The 15,523-nt window shown below is 61.3% G+C and carries 15 protein-coding genes; 6 read left to right on the plus strand and 9 right to left on the minus strand.

Annotated elements, in window-relative coordinates:
* Window positions 1-79: 79 nt before the first annotated feature.
* Window positions 80-1,888, plus strand: coding sequence for a monovalent cation:proton antiporter-2 (CPA2) family protein (locus AACY19_RS01465; protein ID WP_339447234.1), 1,809 nt, complete (start codon window positions 80-82; stop codon window positions 1,886-1,888).
* Between the two features lie 168 nt (window positions 1,889-2,056).
* On the opposite strand, the gene hcnC is transcribed toward AACY19_RS01465, so the two are convergent.
* The 4 genes from hcnC to AACY19_RS01485 all read right to left on the minus strand — a co-directional run bounded on the left by hcnC (window position 2,057) and on the right by AACY19_RS01485 (window position 6,360).
* Complete coding sequence (gene hcnC, locus AACY19_RS01470; RefSeq protein WP_339447236.1) at window positions 2,057-3,316, minus strand: cyanide-forming glycine dehydrogenase subunit HcnC; 1,260 nt, start codon at window positions 3,314-3,316, stop codon at window positions 2,057-2,059.
* A complete protein-coding gene (gene hcnB, locus AACY19_RS01475; RefSeq protein ID WP_339447238.1) occupies window positions 3,309-4,718 on the minus strand; it encodes a cyanide-forming glycine dehydrogenase subunit HcnB in 1,410 nt (469 codons plus the stop codon). Before hcnB ends, hcnC begins: the two co-directional genes overlap by 8 nt.
* Window positions 4,715-5,029, minus strand: a complete 315-nt coding sequence (hcnA, locus tag AACY19_RS01480; protein WP_339447240.1) for a cyanide-forming glycine dehydrogenase subunit HcnA — start codon at window positions 5,027-5,029, stop codon at window positions 4,715-4,717. The genes hcnB and hcnA overlap by 4 nt, the downstream gene beginning before the upstream one ends.
* A gap of 401 nt (window positions 5,030-5,430) precedes the next feature.
* Window positions 5,431-6,360, minus strand: coding sequence for a hypothetical protein (locus tag AACY19_RS01485; protein ID WP_339447242.1), 930 nt, complete (start codon window positions 6,358-6,360; stop codon window positions 5,431-5,433).
* Window positions 6,361-6,667: 307 nt separating this feature from the next.
* Between AACY19_RS01485 and AACY19_RS01490 the strand changes: the two genes are divergently transcribed.
* On the plus strand, window positions 6,668-7,351 hold the full coding sequence (locus AACY19_RS01490) for a response regulator transcription factor (RefSeq protein WP_339447244.1): 684 nt from the start codon (window positions 6,668-6,670) through the stop codon (window positions 7,349-7,351).
* Window positions 7,329-8,723 carry a sensor histidine kinase gene (locus AACY19_RS01495; RefSeq protein ID WP_339447246.1) on the plus strand — a complete coding sequence of 465 codons (1,395 nt, stop codon included), beginning with the start codon at window positions 7,329-7,331 and terminating at the stop codon, window positions 8,721-8,723. The genes AACY19_RS01490 and AACY19_RS01495 overlap by 23 nt, the downstream gene beginning before the upstream one ends.
* 163 nt (window positions 8,724-8,886) lie before the next feature.
* Here the strand turns inward: AACY19_RS01495 and AACY19_RS01500 are convergent, their stop codons facing one another.
* Entirely contained in the window at window positions 8,887-9,558 is a 672-nt protein-coding gene (locus tag AACY19_RS01500) for an HAD family hydrolase (RefSeq protein WP_339447248.1), read from the minus strand.
* Between the two features lie 57 nt (window positions 9,559-9,615).
* Window positions 9,616-10,029: a response regulator gene (locus tag AACY19_RS01505; RefSeq protein WP_339447250.1), complete on the minus strand. Its 414-nt coding sequence runs from the start codon at window positions 10,027-10,029 to the stop codon at window positions 9,616-9,618.
* Window positions 10,030-10,229: 200 nt separating this feature from the next.
* Here AACY19_RS01505 and AACY19_RS01510 point away from each other — a divergent pair, with 200 nt between their 5' ends.
* Window positions 10,230-11,171, plus strand: coding sequence for a class I SAM-dependent methyltransferase (locus AACY19_RS01510; RefSeq protein ID WP_339447252.1), 942 nt, complete (start codon window positions 10,230-10,232; stop codon window positions 11,169-11,171).
* A gap of 265 nt (window positions 11,172-11,436) precedes the next feature.
* Here the strand turns inward: AACY19_RS01510 and AACY19_RS01515 are convergent, their stop codons facing one another.
* The 3 genes from AACY19_RS01515 to AACY19_RS01525 form a co-directional block, all read right to left on the minus strand.
* Window positions 11,437-12,123 (minus strand): GNAT family N-acetyltransferase, encoded by a 687-nt coding sequence (locus AACY19_RS01515; protein ID WP_339447254.1) that lies wholly within the window; start codon window positions 12,121-12,123, stop codon window positions 11,437-11,439.
* A 118-nt stretch (window positions 12,124-12,241) separates the two neighbouring features.
* On the minus strand, window positions 12,242-12,799 hold the full coding sequence (locus AACY19_RS01520; protein ID WP_339447256.1) for a YceI family protein: 558 nt from the start codon (window positions 12,797-12,799) through the stop codon (window positions 12,242-12,244).
* Window positions 12,800-12,873: 74 nt separating this feature from the next.
* Window positions 12,874-14,232 carry an MATE family efflux transporter gene (locus AACY19_RS01525; protein ID WP_339447258.1) on the minus strand — a complete coding sequence of 453 codons (1,359 nt, stop codon included), beginning with the start codon at window positions 14,230-14,232 and terminating at the stop codon, window positions 12,874-12,876.
* A gap of 184 nt (window positions 14,233-14,416) precedes the next feature.
* Here AACY19_RS01525 and AACY19_RS01530 point away from each other — a divergent pair, with 184 nt between their 5' ends.
* Window positions 14,417-14,986: a chorismate mutase gene (locus tag AACY19_RS01530; RefSeq protein WP_339447260.1), complete on the plus strand. Its 570-nt coding sequence runs from the start codon at window positions 14,417-14,419 to the stop codon at window positions 14,984-14,986.
* Between the two features lie 125 nt (window positions 14,987-15,111).
* Window positions 15,112-15,513, plus strand: coding sequence for a hypothetical protein (locus AACY19_RS01535; protein WP_339447262.1), 402 nt, complete (start codon window positions 15,112-15,114; stop codon window positions 15,511-15,513).
* Window positions 15,514-15,523 lie beyond the last annotated feature (10 nt).

Genomic DNA, 15,523 nt, shown 5'->3' on the forward strand with positions numbered 1-15,523 from the left:
GGGGATCTTCGGTGGATGAAAAGTCGCTGTAGCCCTTATCCTTGTCACCCCCCGCCGTACCGTTGTCAGGAGTAAACCCATGCCCCATGAAGGCAATCTGTTGCAAGCCGCTGTCGTCTTTCTGTTCGCGGCGGTGCTCACCGTGCCTTTGGCCAAACGCCTGCAACTGGGGGCCGTGCTCGGTTATCTGTTTGCCGGGGTGATCATCGGCCCTTCCGTGCTGGGCCTGATCGGCAACCCGCAGAGCGTGGCGCATATCTCGGAGCTGGGCGTGGTGCTGCTGTTGTTCATCATTGGTCTTGAGCTGTCGCCGCGACGACTGTGGGTGATGCGCAAATCGGTGTTCGGCGTGGGTCTGGCGCAGGTGCTGCTGACGGCTTCGGTGATCGGCGTTCTGGCGTTGTCGGTGTTCGGTCAGCCGCTCAATAGCGCGATTGTGCTGGGCCTGGGTCTGGCGCTGTCGTCCACGGCGTTCGGCCTGCAAAGCCTCGCCGAACGCAAAGAACTGACCAGCCCCCACGGGCGTCTGGCGTTTGCGATTCTGCTGTTTCAAGACATCGCCGCCATTCCGCTGATTGCCCTGGTGCCGATGCTGGCCGGCGGCGCGCACGACACCAGCAACGCCGAGAGCCTGAATCATGCGTTGCAGGTATTGGGCGGCATCGCTGTCGTCGTGGTCGGCGGGCGTTATCTGTTGCGTCCGGTATTTCGCGTAGTAGCGAAAACCGGGCTGCCGGAAGTGTCCACCGCCACCGCATTGCTGGTGGTGATCGGCACGGCGTGGCTGATGGATATGGTCGGTGTGTCGATGGCGCTGGGGGCGTTTCTCGCCGGTCTGCTGCTGGCGGATTCGGAATATCGCCATGAGCTGGAAGCGCAGATCGAACCCTTCAAGGGCCTGCTGCTCGGGCTGTTCTTTATCAGTGTCGGCATGGGCGCGAACCTGAGTCTGCTGCTGAGCGCGCCGATCACTGTATTGGGGCTGACGCTCCTGCTGATCGGCCTGAAATTGCCGTTGCTGTTTGTGGTGGGGCGCTTGGCTGGTGGCTTGAACAGGATCAGTGCGATCCGCCTCGGCATCGTCCTCGCGGCGGGCGGTGAGTTTGCCTTCGTGGTGTTCAAGATCGGTCGCGATCAGGGTCTGTTCGAACCACGTCTGTACGACCTGCTGGTGTTGACCATCACCCTGTCGATGGCGTTGACGCCGTTGTTGCTGTTGATCTGCGCGCGGCTGGTCAGCCCGAAAGTGCAGCCGGTGGAAGTGCCGGAAAAATATCGTGAGATCGACACCGAAACCCCGCGCGTGGTGATTGCCGGCATGGGCCGGATGGGGCAGATCGTGGCGCGGATTCTGCGCGCGCAGAACATCAGGTTCGTCGCACTGGACACCTCCGTGGAAACCATCGAACTGTCGCGCAGCTTTGGCGGAGTGCCGGTGTTCTACGGCGACCCAATGCGCCCGGAAATCCTCAATGCAGCCAAGGTCGGCGAGGCGGAATATTTCGTCATTGCCACGGATGATCCCGAGACCAACATCAAGACGGCCGAGGTGGTGCGCAAGCTGTATCCGCACATGAAGATCATCGCCCGCGCACGTAACCGGCAGCATGTGCACCGCTTGGTCGACGTTGGCGCCGATCCGATTCGTGAAACCTACTATTCGAGTCTGGAGATGAGCCGGCGCACGCTGGTGGGCCTCGGTTTGACCCAGGCCCAGGCCGATGCGCGGATCAAGCGCTTCAAGCATCACGACGAACAGGTGCTGGAGGCGCAGCACGCGGTCTACGATGACGCGGCGAAAGTCCTGCAAACCGCCCAGGAAGCCCGGGCGGAATTGGCGCGGTTGTTTGAATCGGATCAACTGGAAGAGGAATCGGGCAAGGCTTGAGCCCTTTGCACAGATCCAGATGTGAGGCTGGCCGGACTGGCGCCTTCGCGAGCAAGCCCGCTCCCACAGGGTTCGGCGTCGTATACAGAAGAGGGGGACGACTCGATCACTGTGGGGGCTGGCTTGCCAGCGATGGCGGCAGCCCATTCGGCATCAATGCTTCTTGAATCAGGCCATCTCCAGCGTGCGCGCCTGCTCGACCGGCGCCACTTCAAAGCGATCCGCCAGAAACGGTGTGATGTCCAGCGGCAGCGGTTCATCGTTGACCAGTTTGTCCAGCAGCACGCCGGTAATCGCCGAGGTCAGAATCCCGGTGCGGAAATGTCCGCAGGCATTCAGATAACCCTCCACGCCCCGCATCGGCCCGAGAATCGGCAACTCATCCGGCGAGCCCGGACGCAGCCCGGCCCAGGTGCGTTTGAGATTGACGTCCTTCAGCTCCGGCAAGCAGCGCACCGCGCCCTGCACCAGCCCAGCGATTTCCGGGTAGCTGGTCGTGACGTCGAAGCCTTTGTCTTCGGTGGTGCTGCCGATCAGGATTTCGCCATTGTCCTTCTGTGCCACGTAACAATCGCTGGTGGTCAGGCAACCGTTGAGGATCTTCGGCATGCGCTCGGTGAGCAGAATCTGGCCTTTGACCGGTTTGACCGGGATGCGAATCCCGGTGGCCCACTCGCTCAGATCCGCCGCCCACGCGCCCGCCGCGTTGATCAGGGTCTTGCAGTGGAGCACGCCCTCCTCGGCCGTCTGCACACCGGTCACGCGCGTGCCGTGATGCAACACGCCGGTGACGTTGGTGTTCACGAAAATATCCACGCCGTTTTGCCGCGCACCTTCCATGTAGGCGTCGGCGAGCCGGAACGGGCTGACCTGGTGATCACACAGAAACTCCAGCGCCCCGCGTGCTTCGTGGCTGACGCTGGGCTCCGACTCGCGCAGTGCAGCCTGATCGAGCCAGCGCACCTGATCGGCCAGGTGCGGAATGCAGCCGACGATATGTTCGGCGTAGAGGCGGTCTTCATCGTCATAGATGACAAATTTCAACCCGGTCTTTTCGAACTTGAAATCCATGCCGTGATTGTCTTTCAGCTCGCGGTGCAGCGCCGGGTACAGGGCGTTGGACTGCAAGGCGAATTCGAAGAATGACGGCGGCAGAATGTGCGGCGTGCTCGCATCGACGGCCACCGCTGCGCCCTGGGTTTCGCGTTTGCGGTTGGCCGACATCATGCGGAAGAAAATCACCCCGCAGCCAAGGCCGACCGACTCGCCAATCGCCCACAGACCACCGGCCGAAGCACGGGTCGCGTTGCCCGGACGCTTGGCGTCGATAAGTGCCACGTTGAGATTGTGGCGCTTGGACAATTGATAGGCGCAGGACGCCCCGATCACGCCACCCCCGGCGATGACCACGTCGTAGAACTTACTCATGGGAAGCGGCCTCCGTGCCGACGGACTGGAACGCGGAAAAAGGAATCGGATCAATCGGAAAACGCGGACGCAGCCAGCCGACATCCTCGCGTCCAGTGGCCTGGCGCAGCCTGTCGCTGCAATAGCCGACGCACATCCGGCCCTGGCAATCGCCCATGCTGACACGGGTACGCATTTTCAGGCTGGCGATGTCTTGCACGCCCTGCTCCAGCGCCCGGTCGATGTCCGCGCGGGTCGCGTGTTCGCAGCGGCAGATCACCGTGTCGGCGGCGGGCAAAGCGGTCTGGCCGACACCGCGTTCGGTGTAGCGGTCCACGGCCGCGCGAAAGCGCACGATGGTTTTGAGCTTGCCGAGGTAGCGGTCGCGGCGCACGACCGCCAGATTCTCTTCGAGCAAGCCGCGTTGCAGGAGGATCGAGGTGGCGGCGATCTTGCCGGCGAGCATTGCCGCTTCACCGCCGCGAATCCCGCCCATGTCACCGGCCAGATGCACGTGGGGTTCGTTACTCTGTTGCCAGACATTGGCATTGGCGCGCAGGTAGCCGTCGTCGCTGAAACCGTGATCGAGGCCCATCTGCTGACTGAGTTGCGTGCGCGGAATGAAGCCGTAACCGACCGCCAGCGTCTTCGCCTCGAAACGCTCGACGCGAGACATGTCCGGTTCCCACGTGGTCGAGTACGGCGCGACGCTGACGCTCTTCAATTCGCCCTCGCCGTGGGCTTCGACCACACCCCAACCGTATTGCATCGAAATGCCATGGAGTTTCAGGTAGGCAAGCATGCTCAAGCCATCGAGGAACAACTGCGGTTTGTTCAGCAGCGCCAGACTTTCACGGGCGATCTTGCCGAACGCACAGGCCTCGTAGACACCGGCCACGCTGACGCCCGCGGCGTGCAGTTGCGTTGCGACCAGCGGCAGCAACGGACCGGTGCCGGCGATGATCACCGGCCCTTGCGGCTTGACCACGCCGCTTTTGATTTGCAATTGCAGACCACCGAGCATGATCACTCCCGGTAAGGTCCAGCCGGGGAACGGCACGCTGCGTTCATGACAACCGGCAGCCAAGAGCAGCTGTGGGTATTCGATTTCGTGCAGTTGCTCATCGCCGTCGAGCACGACCAGTGCGCGGGTGCCTTCGGCGCCGACCACGCGATGGTTGAGGCGCACATCGATCAGCCCGGACTGCGCCTGAAATTCGCCGTGCAGTTTGCCCAGCGCTTCGGCGTAGCGCGGCCCCAGATAATCCAGTTGCACGCCGTCACGCAGCGGCCCTCGATAGACCACGCCGCCAAGGCGCGAAGCTTCTTCCAGCAAGGTACAGCGCACGCCGTGGCGCGCCAGTTCGATGGCCGCCGCCATACCCGCCGGGCCACCGCCGACGATCACCGGTTGCAGGCTCATACGACCTCCTGCGCGGTGATGCGGTTGACCTGGGTTTCGATCTGCATGCCGTCGCGCACCACGGTCTGGCAGGCGCGACGCTTGTGCCGACCGTTGATTTTCACCAGGCAGCACTGGCACACGCCCATGCCGCAATAGGCGCCGCTGATCTGGTGGTGATCGTTACGGGCGATCTGGCGCAAGCCAAGGGACTGGATCACGCTGAGGACGGTTTCGCCGATGGCGGCGATGACGGGTTGACCGTTGATGTGCACGGTCATATCCGCCTGCGCCAAAGGCTGGATATCGAAGGTTCTTTCTAGGCAGTGCATTGCGATTTCATCCGTGAAGGTTCGGTTGAGGTTGTGTCAGCTCCTTGCTGCACTACACCGTGTCGACGTGTTTATTGTTGCTGTGATGGGTGCGTCGACGCAGGTACTTCGTCAGCGCAACAAGGTGCGCGACAAGCACTGTAGCTCATGCCTCAGCAAAGGCCTGGATCATTCACGTTAGGCGATATCCCCCCACGAAATATTGATCCAGGCCAGTGAAAACCGTCGGATTGTTCAATGCGACCGCCAGAAAGCAAAAAGCCGCTTTGACCCGAAGGTAAAAGCGGCAGAGGCATCCTGCCTCAGAGGGATCAGTGCACGAACAGGGCGATCAGGATAATGATCGGGATCGGTACGCCGAGGAAAAACAGCAGTAATGAGCGCATGGTGTAGCTCCTTGTTTAACGGACTGGAGTGGTCGTGGTGTAGGTGTCGACTTCGACGTACTCGACGGCATCCCGACGACGACCGCCGAAGGTGGCAGCAAAACTGGCGAAGAAAGCACCGGCCAACAGCGAGATAAACATCCACAGCGAAGTCCAGGCAGCGACTTTGGCGGCGGTATCAGCGGCTTGCTGGGCTTTTACCTTGGCGTCGGCGAGGGCTTTCTGCGTGCGCGCATAGATCTCGTCGACACGACGTTCGGCGTCGGCCTGACTCAGGTTGGTACGCTGGGCCACGAGTTGTGCGAGGTAGGCACGATCCTCGGCGCTGAGCTGACCGTTAGCCAGACTTTGCGCGAAGATGCGGGCGACTGCGCCGTGTGCGGCGTCATCGCTGACCGAGGCCGGACGATCATCGCGGAACAGGCTGTCGATGTAGTAACCGTACTGATTGCTGTCGGTGTTGGCGGCGGCAGTACCGGCCGCTTGCGTCATGGCACCGGCTGCACCGCCGGCGAGACTTGCCCCGGCCTGCACGCCACCACTGATGACACTACTGACGGACCCGACGACCAGCACGGCGGTCACGAGCGTAGCGACACACCAGGCGAGGAAGCCGTGCGCGGTGTCGCGGAAATACACCTCATCACCGTGCATGTTTGCCCACTTCACCCGCAGACGACCGGCAATGTAGCCACCCATGCCGGAAGCGATGATCTGCGTCGCCGCTAACCAGATGATTGTCGAAATACCCAGGCCCTTGGCGCTGACGCCCTCCCCGGCCCATGGTGAAACGGCAGAGAAACCCAAACCGAACCCGAGCAGGACCAGAATCATCGACAGCGCTGCGGCAGCCGCCGCACCTGCGAAAATCGCGCCCCAGGACACGCCCGAAACGCTGCTCGACTCTTCGGCGGCAGGATAAAAACCATCAGAAGATCTATTCATTGTTGTTCTGCTCCAGGCATGAAAAATAGTGTTACAACTCGTCATCGGAGGAATTGCAGTGACCGTGCCAGTCTCAGAAATTAAATAAATCCTTGTATTTCAATCAGTTAGAAAAGATGAACTTCCCAGGACCATGCATATTGCAACAAGGGCCTCCGAGCAGCGGGTTTTATGCACTGGCGGTAAAGGTCAACAGGCGCCGAAATTTGCGTTTGTGACAGCTCAACATGAAAGTTAATTTAAAGCGTGCGCGGATTTTCTTGGCAAAATGCAGCCATTCCGTTTGAACCGATCAGCAGGCCTGCCTATGACTCGTATCTTGACCATCGAAGACGACGCCGTGACCGCGCGGGAAATCGTCGCCGAACTGAGCAGCCACGGGCTCGACGTCGACTGGGTCGACAATGGCCGCGAAGGCCTCGACCGTGCCGTGAGCGGCAACTACGACCTGATCACTCTCGACCGCATGTTGCCCGAGCTCGATGGCCTCGCCATCGTCACCACCCTGCGTACCCTGGGCGTGGCCACGCCGATCCTGATGATCAGCGCCCTTTCCGATGTCGATGAACGCGTGCGCGGTTTGCGCGCCGGGGGCGATGACTACCTGACCAAACCCTTCGCCACCGATGAGATGGCCGCGCGGGTCGAAGTCTTGCTGCGCCGGCAGAACAGCGTCGCAACCCAGGCAACGACGTTGCAGGTGGCTGACCTCGAGCTGGATTTGATCAGCCACGAAGCTCGCCGCGCCGAGCAGGTGCTGACGCTGTTGCCGACCGAATACAAGTTGCTCGAATTCCTGATGCGCAACAGCGGCCAGATTCTCTCGCGAATGATGATTTTCGAGGAGGTCTGGGGCTATCACTTCGACCCGGGGACCAACCTGATCGACGTGCACATCGGCCGTCTGCGCAAGAAAATCGACGCAGCGGGCAACGTTCCGCTGATCCGCACGGTACGGGGCTCGGGTTATGTCATTGCCGAACCCGTCTGACGGCTGGCGTTCTTCCAGCAGTCGTTTACTGGCGCTGTACAGTTCGCTGTTCGTGGCCTGGAGCGCGATCCTCATGGGGGTCATGTACTACGAGGTGTCCGGTTACCTCGACAACCTCGCCAAACATTCGCTGATGCAACGTCAGCATCTGTTTTCGCACTTTCGCGGCGAACAACTGGAAGAAGCGCTCGCCGCCAGCATGACCTTCGACATTCGCGGTATCGACGCCTATGGCCTGTTCGATGCCGAGGGCGTTTACCTCGGCGGCGCGCTCCAGCAGATCCCCGAAGGCCTGCCGCTGGACGGCAAGATCCACATGCTCGCCGAATGCGCCAACTCCGACGACCCGACCCTGCCCAATGACAGCTGCGACGCCGTCGCCACGCAAACCCGCGACGGTCGCTGGCTGGTATTGCTGCGCGACAACGGCTCGCTGTTTGCGGTGACGCGGATCATTTTGCATGCGTTGTTCTGGGGCGTGTCGCTGACGATTCTGCCGGGGATTGCCGGTTGGCATCTGCTGCGGCGTCGGCCACTGCGGCGGATTCGGGCGATTCAGGACAGCGCCCAGGCAATTGTTGCCGGCGACCTGACTCATCGCCTGCCGCTGTCCAATCGCCGCGATGAACTGGACATGCTCGCCGCCATCGTCAACGCCATGCTCGAACGCATCGAGCGCTTGATGAATGAAGTCAAAGGCGTCTGCGACAACATCGCCCACGATTTGCGCACGCCGCTGACCCGTCTTCGCGCGCAGTTGTATCGCATGCAACAGCAGGCCAGCGAAGGCTCGCAGGAAGCGGCGCAACTGGATCTGGTGCTGGCGGAAGCGGATACGCTGATGGCGCGGTTTCGCGGTTTGCTGCGAATTTCCGAGCTGGAGGATCGCCAGCGCCGCTCCGGGTTCGTCGAACTCGATCCGGTGCAATTGCTGGAAGAACTGCACGCGTTTTATCTGCCGCTGGCAGAAGAAGGCGCACTGCGTTTCGAGCTGAACATGCCCGAAACCTTGCCGCTGCTCAATGGCGACCGCGCGTTGCTGTTCGAGGCGCTGGCGAACCTGCTGAGCAACTCCATCAAGTTCACGCCGCCCGGCGGCACGGTGATGTTGCGCGGGGTCAACGCGGGTGGGCAGACGCGAATAGAAGTGCACGACTCAGGCCCGGGGATTCCCGAGTCCGAACGCGAGGCGGTATTCCAGCGTTTCTATCGCGCCGAGGGTGGACAGCCGCAAAGCGGCTTTGGCTTGGGGCTATCGATTGTGGCGGCGATTGTCAGCTTGCATGGCTTCAGTCTTGAAGTCGGCGGCAGCGATCTGGGCGGGGCCAAACTGTTGCTCGACTGCCGGCAGAGCCTGATCGAAAACGCCTGAATCCAACCTTGAAATGCCCCCCCTGTGGGAGCGGGCTTGCTCGCGAAAGCGCTGGATCAGTCAAAGGTGATCTTGAATGATCTGACGCCTTCGCGAGCAAGCTCGCTCCCACAGGTTTTGTGGTGGACTTTCGGTATTGAGGGCACCTTTGATCCCCTGGATGTCAGGGGATGGGTTGCAGGCGCAACTGGCCGTCGCTGTCGACCGTGACGCTGAGCGCTTCATAGCTCGCCAATGTCGCGTGTGCCGTTTGCAGCGGATGCTGATGAGTGTTGGTGATGATCATCAACGGCGCCCCGGCCGCCTCGGCGGCTTGAATGCCCACCGTGGCGTCTTCGAAAATCAGGCAATCTCGCGGTTCCAGCCCAAGGCGTTTCGCGGCCAGACGATAGCCCGCTGGATCAGGCTTGCCAGCCTTCACGTCTTCAGCGGTAATCATCACCGCCGGCTCGGGAATCCCCGCTGCCGCCATGCGCCGCAACGCCAGATCCCGTGGTGCCGAGGTCACCATCGCCCAGCGATCCGCCGGCAGGCAGTTGAGAAATGCCGCCGCACCGGGGATTTCAACGATGCCTTCCACGTCTTCGATTTCAGCCTCGGTGATGAACGCCGCTTGCGCCTGCGCGTCGACCCCCGGCAGGTTCAGCCGATTGATCGTGTCGATGGCCCGCGCACCGTGAATGGTCGGCAGGAACGTCGCAACGTCCACACCATGTCGCACGGCCCAGGCAGACCAGATGCGCTCGGCCGCGGCAATGGAGTTGAGGACAGTACCGTCCATGTCAAACAGAAACGCGCCGAACGCGCGGTTGAACAGAGCATCGTGAGCAGACAAAGGGTCGCATCCTCTGGCAAGGGGCCGGGCAGAATTTGCCCGGCAATGTAGCACTTGTCAGTGCAGACGCGGAGCCTTGGACTTGAACGCGCTGTCTACGCAGTCGAGCAGTTGGCCTATGGCCCAGGGCTTTTTGATGAACGCCACCGAATGCTTGACCCCGGAACTTTCTGGCGTTTCATAACCGGACATGACCATCACCGGCTTGTCCGGCCAGCGATCGCCCACAAGGTTCGCCAGATCAGCGCCATTGAGAGTGCCGGGCATGGTGATGTCGGTGAGCAGCAGTGCCACTTCCGGCGCGTGCTCCTCAAGGTATTGTGATGCTGCGTCGGCACTCTCATGGGATACAACCTTGAAACCTTCCTCCTGAAGAATTTCGCAGAGAAACTCCAGAATCAACGGATCATCTTCAACGACCAGAATCAACCCGCCAGGAAGGTGCGTGTCCGCTGTCGGTGTTGGGCACATGGAACGGAACTCCCTGAAATTGCATTAACGATCTAGCGGCTTCAATCCGCTGCTTATCTGGTATGAGCAGCCCGCTCTGCAGAAATTCATTTTTGATACAGCTCTTTTCCGAAACGGCGTATTCGGCGGCCCGCGACAACCGTTCGCGATGGCGTATTTGTGGTTAAAATGCCGGCCCTTTTGCTTGCCGACCGTGACCGATGAACCCTGAAGCCCTCGCCACCCTCCACGCCCATTTGCTGCCCGCGCTTGCGACGGCGCCGAGCGAAACCCGTCGCCTGTTCCACGGGCGCGGACGCTGCTGGCCGGGCCTGGAGCAACTGACCGTGGACTGGCTGCAAGGCGTGGTGCTGGTCTCGCTGTTCAAGGAACCGGCCCCTGAGCAGCTGGAAAATCTCAAGGCCTTGCTGCTGTCGATCAGCGTTTCGGCCGAGTGGCAGCAGTGCGGCGCGCACACCCTGTTGATCCAGCATCGCTACCTGCCACAGAGTACGGCCGAATGGTTGCTGGGTGACGAGATCGACGAAATGACCATCGTCGAAGGCGGCCTGCAATATCGCGTCGACCTGGGCCGCAAGCAGAATGCCGGGCTGTTTCTCGACATGCGTTACGGGCGTAACTGGGTGCGCGAACACGCCAGCGGCAAGCGTGTGCTGAACCTGTTTGCCTACACCTGCGGTTTCTCCGTGGCGGCCATCGAGGGCGGCGCAAGCCATGTGGTCAATCTCGATATGTCCCGCGCAGCCCTGAGTCGCGGGCGCGACAATCACCGTTTGAACGGCCATGACCTGAGCAAAGTCAGCTTCCTTGGCCACGACCTGTTCAAGTCGTGGGGCAAGGTGATCAACAGCGGCCCCTATGATCTGGTGATCATCGATCCGCCGTCGTTTCAGAAAGGCAGCTTTCTGCTGACCAAGGATTACCAGCGCGTGCTGCGCCGCTTGCCGGAACTGCTGACGCCGCAAGGCACGGTGCTGGCGTGCATGAATGACCCGGCATTTGGTCCGGATTTCCTGATTGATGGCGTGACCGAGCAAGCACCGAGTCTGCAATTCGAGCGGCGGCTGGAGAATCCGCCAGAGTTTCCGGATATCGACCCGCAAAGCGGCCTCAAAGCGTTGGTTTTCCAGCGCACTGCCTGACCGTCCTGCAGTGTGATCGGTTTGAATCAGAGAATGGGTGGGCGTGAACGGCATCGAACGGCCCATCGAGAGGCGAGCACGCCGCCCTCGGCAGAGCAGGCTGGCCCCCTCGCGCTTGATCCGTGGAGCTGCCGCGAGCCGCAACCCGGGGCAACAACCTGTTCACCCCGCGCATCACCCTGAACGTCAAACCCGGCTGACAGCGCGGCGACAAAAAAGCCCTTGCTGCGAATTCGCACCAAGGGCTTGTTTTGTTGCAGTCAGATCAGTGCACGGTCAGGCGCCGGCGGACAAATTCTTCGACCTGGCGGGTGGTCTGATCCAGATGGCGGTCGCGCTGTTTCTCGGCGTCGAGCATGGCCCGCTTGCTGTTTTTCTGCAGCAGGTATGTGTGGATCTGCTGGACTTCCAGCGAGCGGTAAATCGGCGTGGTGTCGATGAAACCGCGCAGGCCGTTGCTGCGGTAGTTGCGGGTGCTCATCAGCACTTGTGTTTCACGCGAACCGATCACCTCGAAACCCAAGGCTTCGAAATACGGGACTTTGCCCACCGTGCACGCCAGTTCGGCGTGAGGATAACGCCCGACCATTTCGCCCAGCAGCGCCCGCGCCACGCCCTGCCGCCGATGGCCTTCGCGCACCGCCATGTAGGCGACGCTGCATGCTTCCCAATCGCCCTGCACCGGCAGATACAGCACAAAACCGATGACCAGATCCGGGTCGTCTTCAGCGGTCGCGACCAGCAATTCCACCTCGGTGCCCTTGTCGCCGTTCAACGCCTCCAGATACAGATGCACCTCATAGCCCACTGCGTACTGATAGACGTTGTACAGCAGGTTGCTCGGGCCGAGCCCGACCGCGCTGATGTCCGTCAGGTAGTCGACCACCATTTGCAGAATCTGGCTGTTGACGCTTTCAGGGCAAGGGGTTTTGTAGTGGGTGATGCGTGGCATGGCGGCTGAACTCCGGCGGAAAACCGCGACATCATACCGCGTCTGATGCCTGCGCCCGGCAGCTGCCTCGCAAAAACCCACCCTTGGGCCATGATCGAAAAGGTGGGCGTCACCACTGTCACTGCTGCGGCGCGACCACCTTGAACTTGATGGCGATGTCTTTGGACACCACGGTGTCCGCCCACTCCCCTGCGCCCAAACCGAACTCATCGCGCTTGAGCACCAGCTCGCCATCAAAAATGCCAATGGCGCTATCCGGTTTCAATTCCACCGGCACCTGCACATTGCGGGTGATACCTTTGAGGGTCAGTTGCCCGTCGATCAGGTAGCGATGCTGGCCCACTTGGGTGAACCGGCGCGATTGAAAAGTTGCCACGGGGAAGTTCCTGGTGTCGAACCACGCCGGTTTCACCAGCTCGGTATTGGCGTCCTCGCTGCCGGCATTGATGCTGTTGAGGTCGATGTGCAAGGTGGTATGGGCACTGCTGAGGTTGTCGGTATCGAAGTTCAGCGACGCCTCGAACTGGCCGAAGGTGCCGAACATCCGCGAGCCCATCTGGTTGTAAGTGAAACTGATCTGACTGGCTTCGGTGTTGACCCGGGTGTACTCGACGGCTTGCGCGGCAGGAACGGCGCACAGCCAACACGCGGCAACCAGCAGCAATCGGATCGACATGGGATTCTCCGGGCAGCGCTTGCCGTCGAGGGCCTCGATTGACTTAAGCAAACATCCGCCGCTTGCGCCAGCGGCTACACCAGCCGCTCGATCTTCTGGTGCTGCCAGACCCGTTTGTAATACAGCGTCTGCAACAGCAACATGCCCAGATACGCTATCGGAAACGCCATCCACACACCCTGCAAACCGTAATGCCCATCCAGCCAGTACGCCGCCGGCAACTGCACGCCGACCACGCAGACAATCGCGATGATCACCGGCACCAGCACCGTGCCGCTGGCGCGCATGATGCCGCCGATGATCGCCTGAAAACCGAACACCAGCAGGCTCCACAACATGATGTGCAGCAAGTGCTCGGCCATTGCCCGCGTCGAGTCTTCGGTGAGGAACAGTCCAAGCAACCAGTGCGAGAGCAGATAACCCAGCACAATCAAACCACCGGTCAGGCAGACGTTGATCAACAGCCCGGTGCGCAGGATCGGCGCCATGCGCTCCAGCTGTCCGGCACCGATGGCCTGGGCGCCAAGGATCGACGCGGTAATCGCAATCGACAACGCCGGAAATTGCACGTAATTGACGATCTGCGTCACCGCTCCATACGCCGCGGTCGCTTGCGAACCGTGCTGATTGACCAGCGCCAGAATCACCAGCTCCGACAGCGACAGCACAATCATCTGCACCCCGGTCGGCAGGCCGATGCGCAAGACCTTGCCAAGAATTGCACGGTTGAGCCGCAATGCCGCGAAGAACTCACGGTCAGGCGCCAGCGGATGGCCCTTGCGGATCAGCCGCCACGCCAGCCATGCCATCGCCGCCAGATTGCCCGCCAGCCCGGCATACGCCGCGCTTTGAATGCCCATCTGCGGTAAACCGAACCAGCCGCGAATCAACGCCGGCGTCAGCGCCAGCCCGACACTGGTCGAGACGATCAGCGCCAGCAGCGGCGACAGCGTGTCACTGACCCCGCGCAGCAATTGCGTGAACAGCACGAACACCAGCATCGACGGCAAAATCCACATCATTACATGGGCATACGCCACCGCATCGTCGAGAACGTCCGCCGGTGTGCCCAAGCCGGTCAGCGCCTGCCGCGCAAATACACTGCCGAGCACCGCCGCCATCAGACCGATCAACACCCCGAGCAACAGCGTCGCCCCGGCAATCGCCTTGACCCTGTGCAACTCCCGCGCACCCCAGGCCTGACCGATCAACACACCAGCACCCGCGCCCAGGCCGATCACCAGCGCGATGAAAAAGAACACCACCGGAAACATCCCCGATACCGCCGCCAGCGCCTGGGTGCCGAGCATCTGCCCGATGTAAATGCTGTTGACCGTCCCCGACATCGATTGCAGGAAGTTCGACAACACCATCGGCGCGAGAAACAGCAGGTAGGTTTGCCAGAGGGGCCTGGTGACAGCGGCGGTTTGCATTGAATGGAGGTCCATCTCGACGGCGGGAGGCTAATGGAGGATAGCTTCGGTGAGTTGCTCGCGGGGTGCAATTAACATTTCAGATCCGTGTTGATGGGGGCCTCGCAAACATCGGCAGGTAGGTGTCGGGCGATGGCTGTGGTAAACAACAGCCTTTTGCCCTTTCATCTGTGAGGCCCTGTTCATGCGCCACGTTCCAATTTTTCTGACCGGCACTCTGCTCGCCCTGCTCGGCACCAATGCTCACGCAGCCCCCGTTGCCGCGCCACCTGAAAGCCTGGCGCCGTTGCTGCAGACCCTCAACGAACGCCTGAACATCGGTGACCTCGTCGCGCTGACCAAATGGGACAGCGGCAAGCCGATCCAGGACAGCCCGCGTGAAGCGCAGGTCATCGCCAATGCGCGCACGCTGGCGGCGGAGCGCAAGCTTGATGTGGAGGATGTTGCGCAGTTGCTCGCGGCGCAGATGGAGGCCAATAAACTGGTGCAATACGGTCTGCTCGCGCAATGGCAAGCGGCGGGTGCCGCGCCGGACACGCCGCGCCCGGATCTGGGTCAGCAGATTCGTCCGCGTCTGGATGAACTGCAAACCCGGCTGTTGCAGCAGTACGCCGAGTTCGTGCCGTATCGTCGCGACCCCAACTGCCCGGCATGGCTGGCACAGGCGCGCAGCGGTTTGAGCGGTGATGCATTGCATGAACTGGCGCTTACCCGCGCCACCGGCGAGCTGTGTGTGCGTGCGCCAGCGCTCTGAATCGGGGGTTGTGGCAAACATTGCTGACGTCGATAGTCACCATCATGTCAATGAAGTTCTCATAAAAAATCCACGGCGTAACATCGGCTCCAGACAACCAAACAACACTTCTGGAGCACACGATCATGAAACGCCAAACCCTTCTCGGCATCGCATTCTCGGTTTTCGCAGTTAACGCTTTTGCCGCCACCCCGGCGCATACCCTGATCGCCGAAGGCGGTTCGGACAAGTTGATTGAAAGTCGTGTGGCTGAGGGCGGTTCGGATCGTCTGATCGAACGCCGTGTGGCCGAGGGCGGTTCGGATCGGCTGATCGAACGCCGTGTGGCCGAGGGTGGTTCGGATCGGCTGATCGAACGCCGTGTGGCTGAGGGCGGTTCGGATCGGCTGATCGAACGCCGTGTGGCCGAGGGCGGTTCGGATCGGCTGCTGGAACGCCGTGTGGCCGAGGGTGGTTCGGATCGGCTGATCGAACGCCGTGTGGCCGAGGGCGGTTCGGATCGGCTGATCGAACGCCGCGTCGCATGACTCGATAGCT

The organism is Pseudomonas sp. EA_5y_Pfl2_R50 (assembly GCF_963970475.1).
GTDB lineage: Bacteria > Pseudomonadota > Gammaproteobacteria > Pseudomonadales > Pseudomonadaceae > Aquipseudomonas.

Excerpts from the sequence above, each read along its gene's own strand:
- AACY19_RS01465 (WP_339447234.1), top strand. The coding sequence starts at position 80 with ATGCCCCATGAAGGCAATCTGTTGCAAGCCGCTGTCGTCTTTCTGTTC.
- hcnC (WP_339447236.1), bottom strand. The coding sequence starts at position 3,316 with ATGAGTAAGTTCTACGACGTGGTCATCGCCGGGGGTGGCGTGATCGGG.
- hcnB (WP_339447238.1), bottom strand. The coding sequence starts at position 4,718 with ATGAGCCTGCAACCGGTGATCGTCGGCGGTGGCCCGGCGGGTATGGCG.
- hcnA (WP_339447240.1), bottom strand. The coding sequence starts at position 5,029 with ATGCACTGCCTAGAAAGAACCTTCGATATCCAGCCTTTGGCGCAGGCG.
- AACY19_RS01485 (WP_339447242.1), bottom strand. The coding sequence starts at position 6,360 with ATGAATAGATCTTCTGATGGTTTTTATCCTGCCGCCGAAGAGTCGAGC.
- AACY19_RS01490 (WP_339447244.1), top strand. The coding sequence starts at position 6,668 with ATGACTCGTATCTTGACCATCGAAGACGACGCCGTGACCGCGCGGGAA.
- AACY19_RS01495 (WP_339447246.1), top strand. The coding sequence starts at position 7,329 with ATGTCATTGCCGAACCCGTCTGACGGCTGGCGTTCTTCCAGCAGTCGT.
- AACY19_RS01505 (WP_339447250.1), bottom strand. The coding sequence starts at position 10,029 with ATGTGCCCAACACCGACAGCGGACACGCACCTTCCTGGCGGGTTGATT.
- AACY19_RS01510 (WP_339447252.1), top strand. The coding sequence starts at position 10,230 with ATGAACCCTGAAGCCCTCGCCACCCTCCACGCCCATTTGCTGCCCGCG.
- AACY19_RS01515 (WP_339447254.1), bottom strand. The coding sequence starts at position 12,123 with ATGCCACGCATCACCCACTACAAAACCCCTTGCCCTGAAAGCGTCAAC.
- AACY19_RS01520 (WP_339447256.1), bottom strand. The coding sequence starts at position 12,799 with ATGTCGATCCGATTGCTGCTGGTTGCCGCGTGTTGGCTGTGCGCCGTT.
- AACY19_RS01525 (WP_339447258.1), bottom strand. The coding sequence starts at position 14,232 with ATGCAAACCGCCGCTGTCACCAGGCCCCTCTGGCAAACCTACCTGCTG.
- AACY19_RS01530 (WP_339447260.1), top strand. The coding sequence starts at position 14,417 with ATGCGCCACGTTCCAATTTTTCTGACCGGCACTCTGCTCGCCCTGCTC.
- AACY19_RS01535 (WP_339447262.1), top strand. The coding sequence starts at position 15,112 with ATGAAACGCCAAACCCTTCTCGGCATCGCATTCTCGGTTTTCGCAGTT.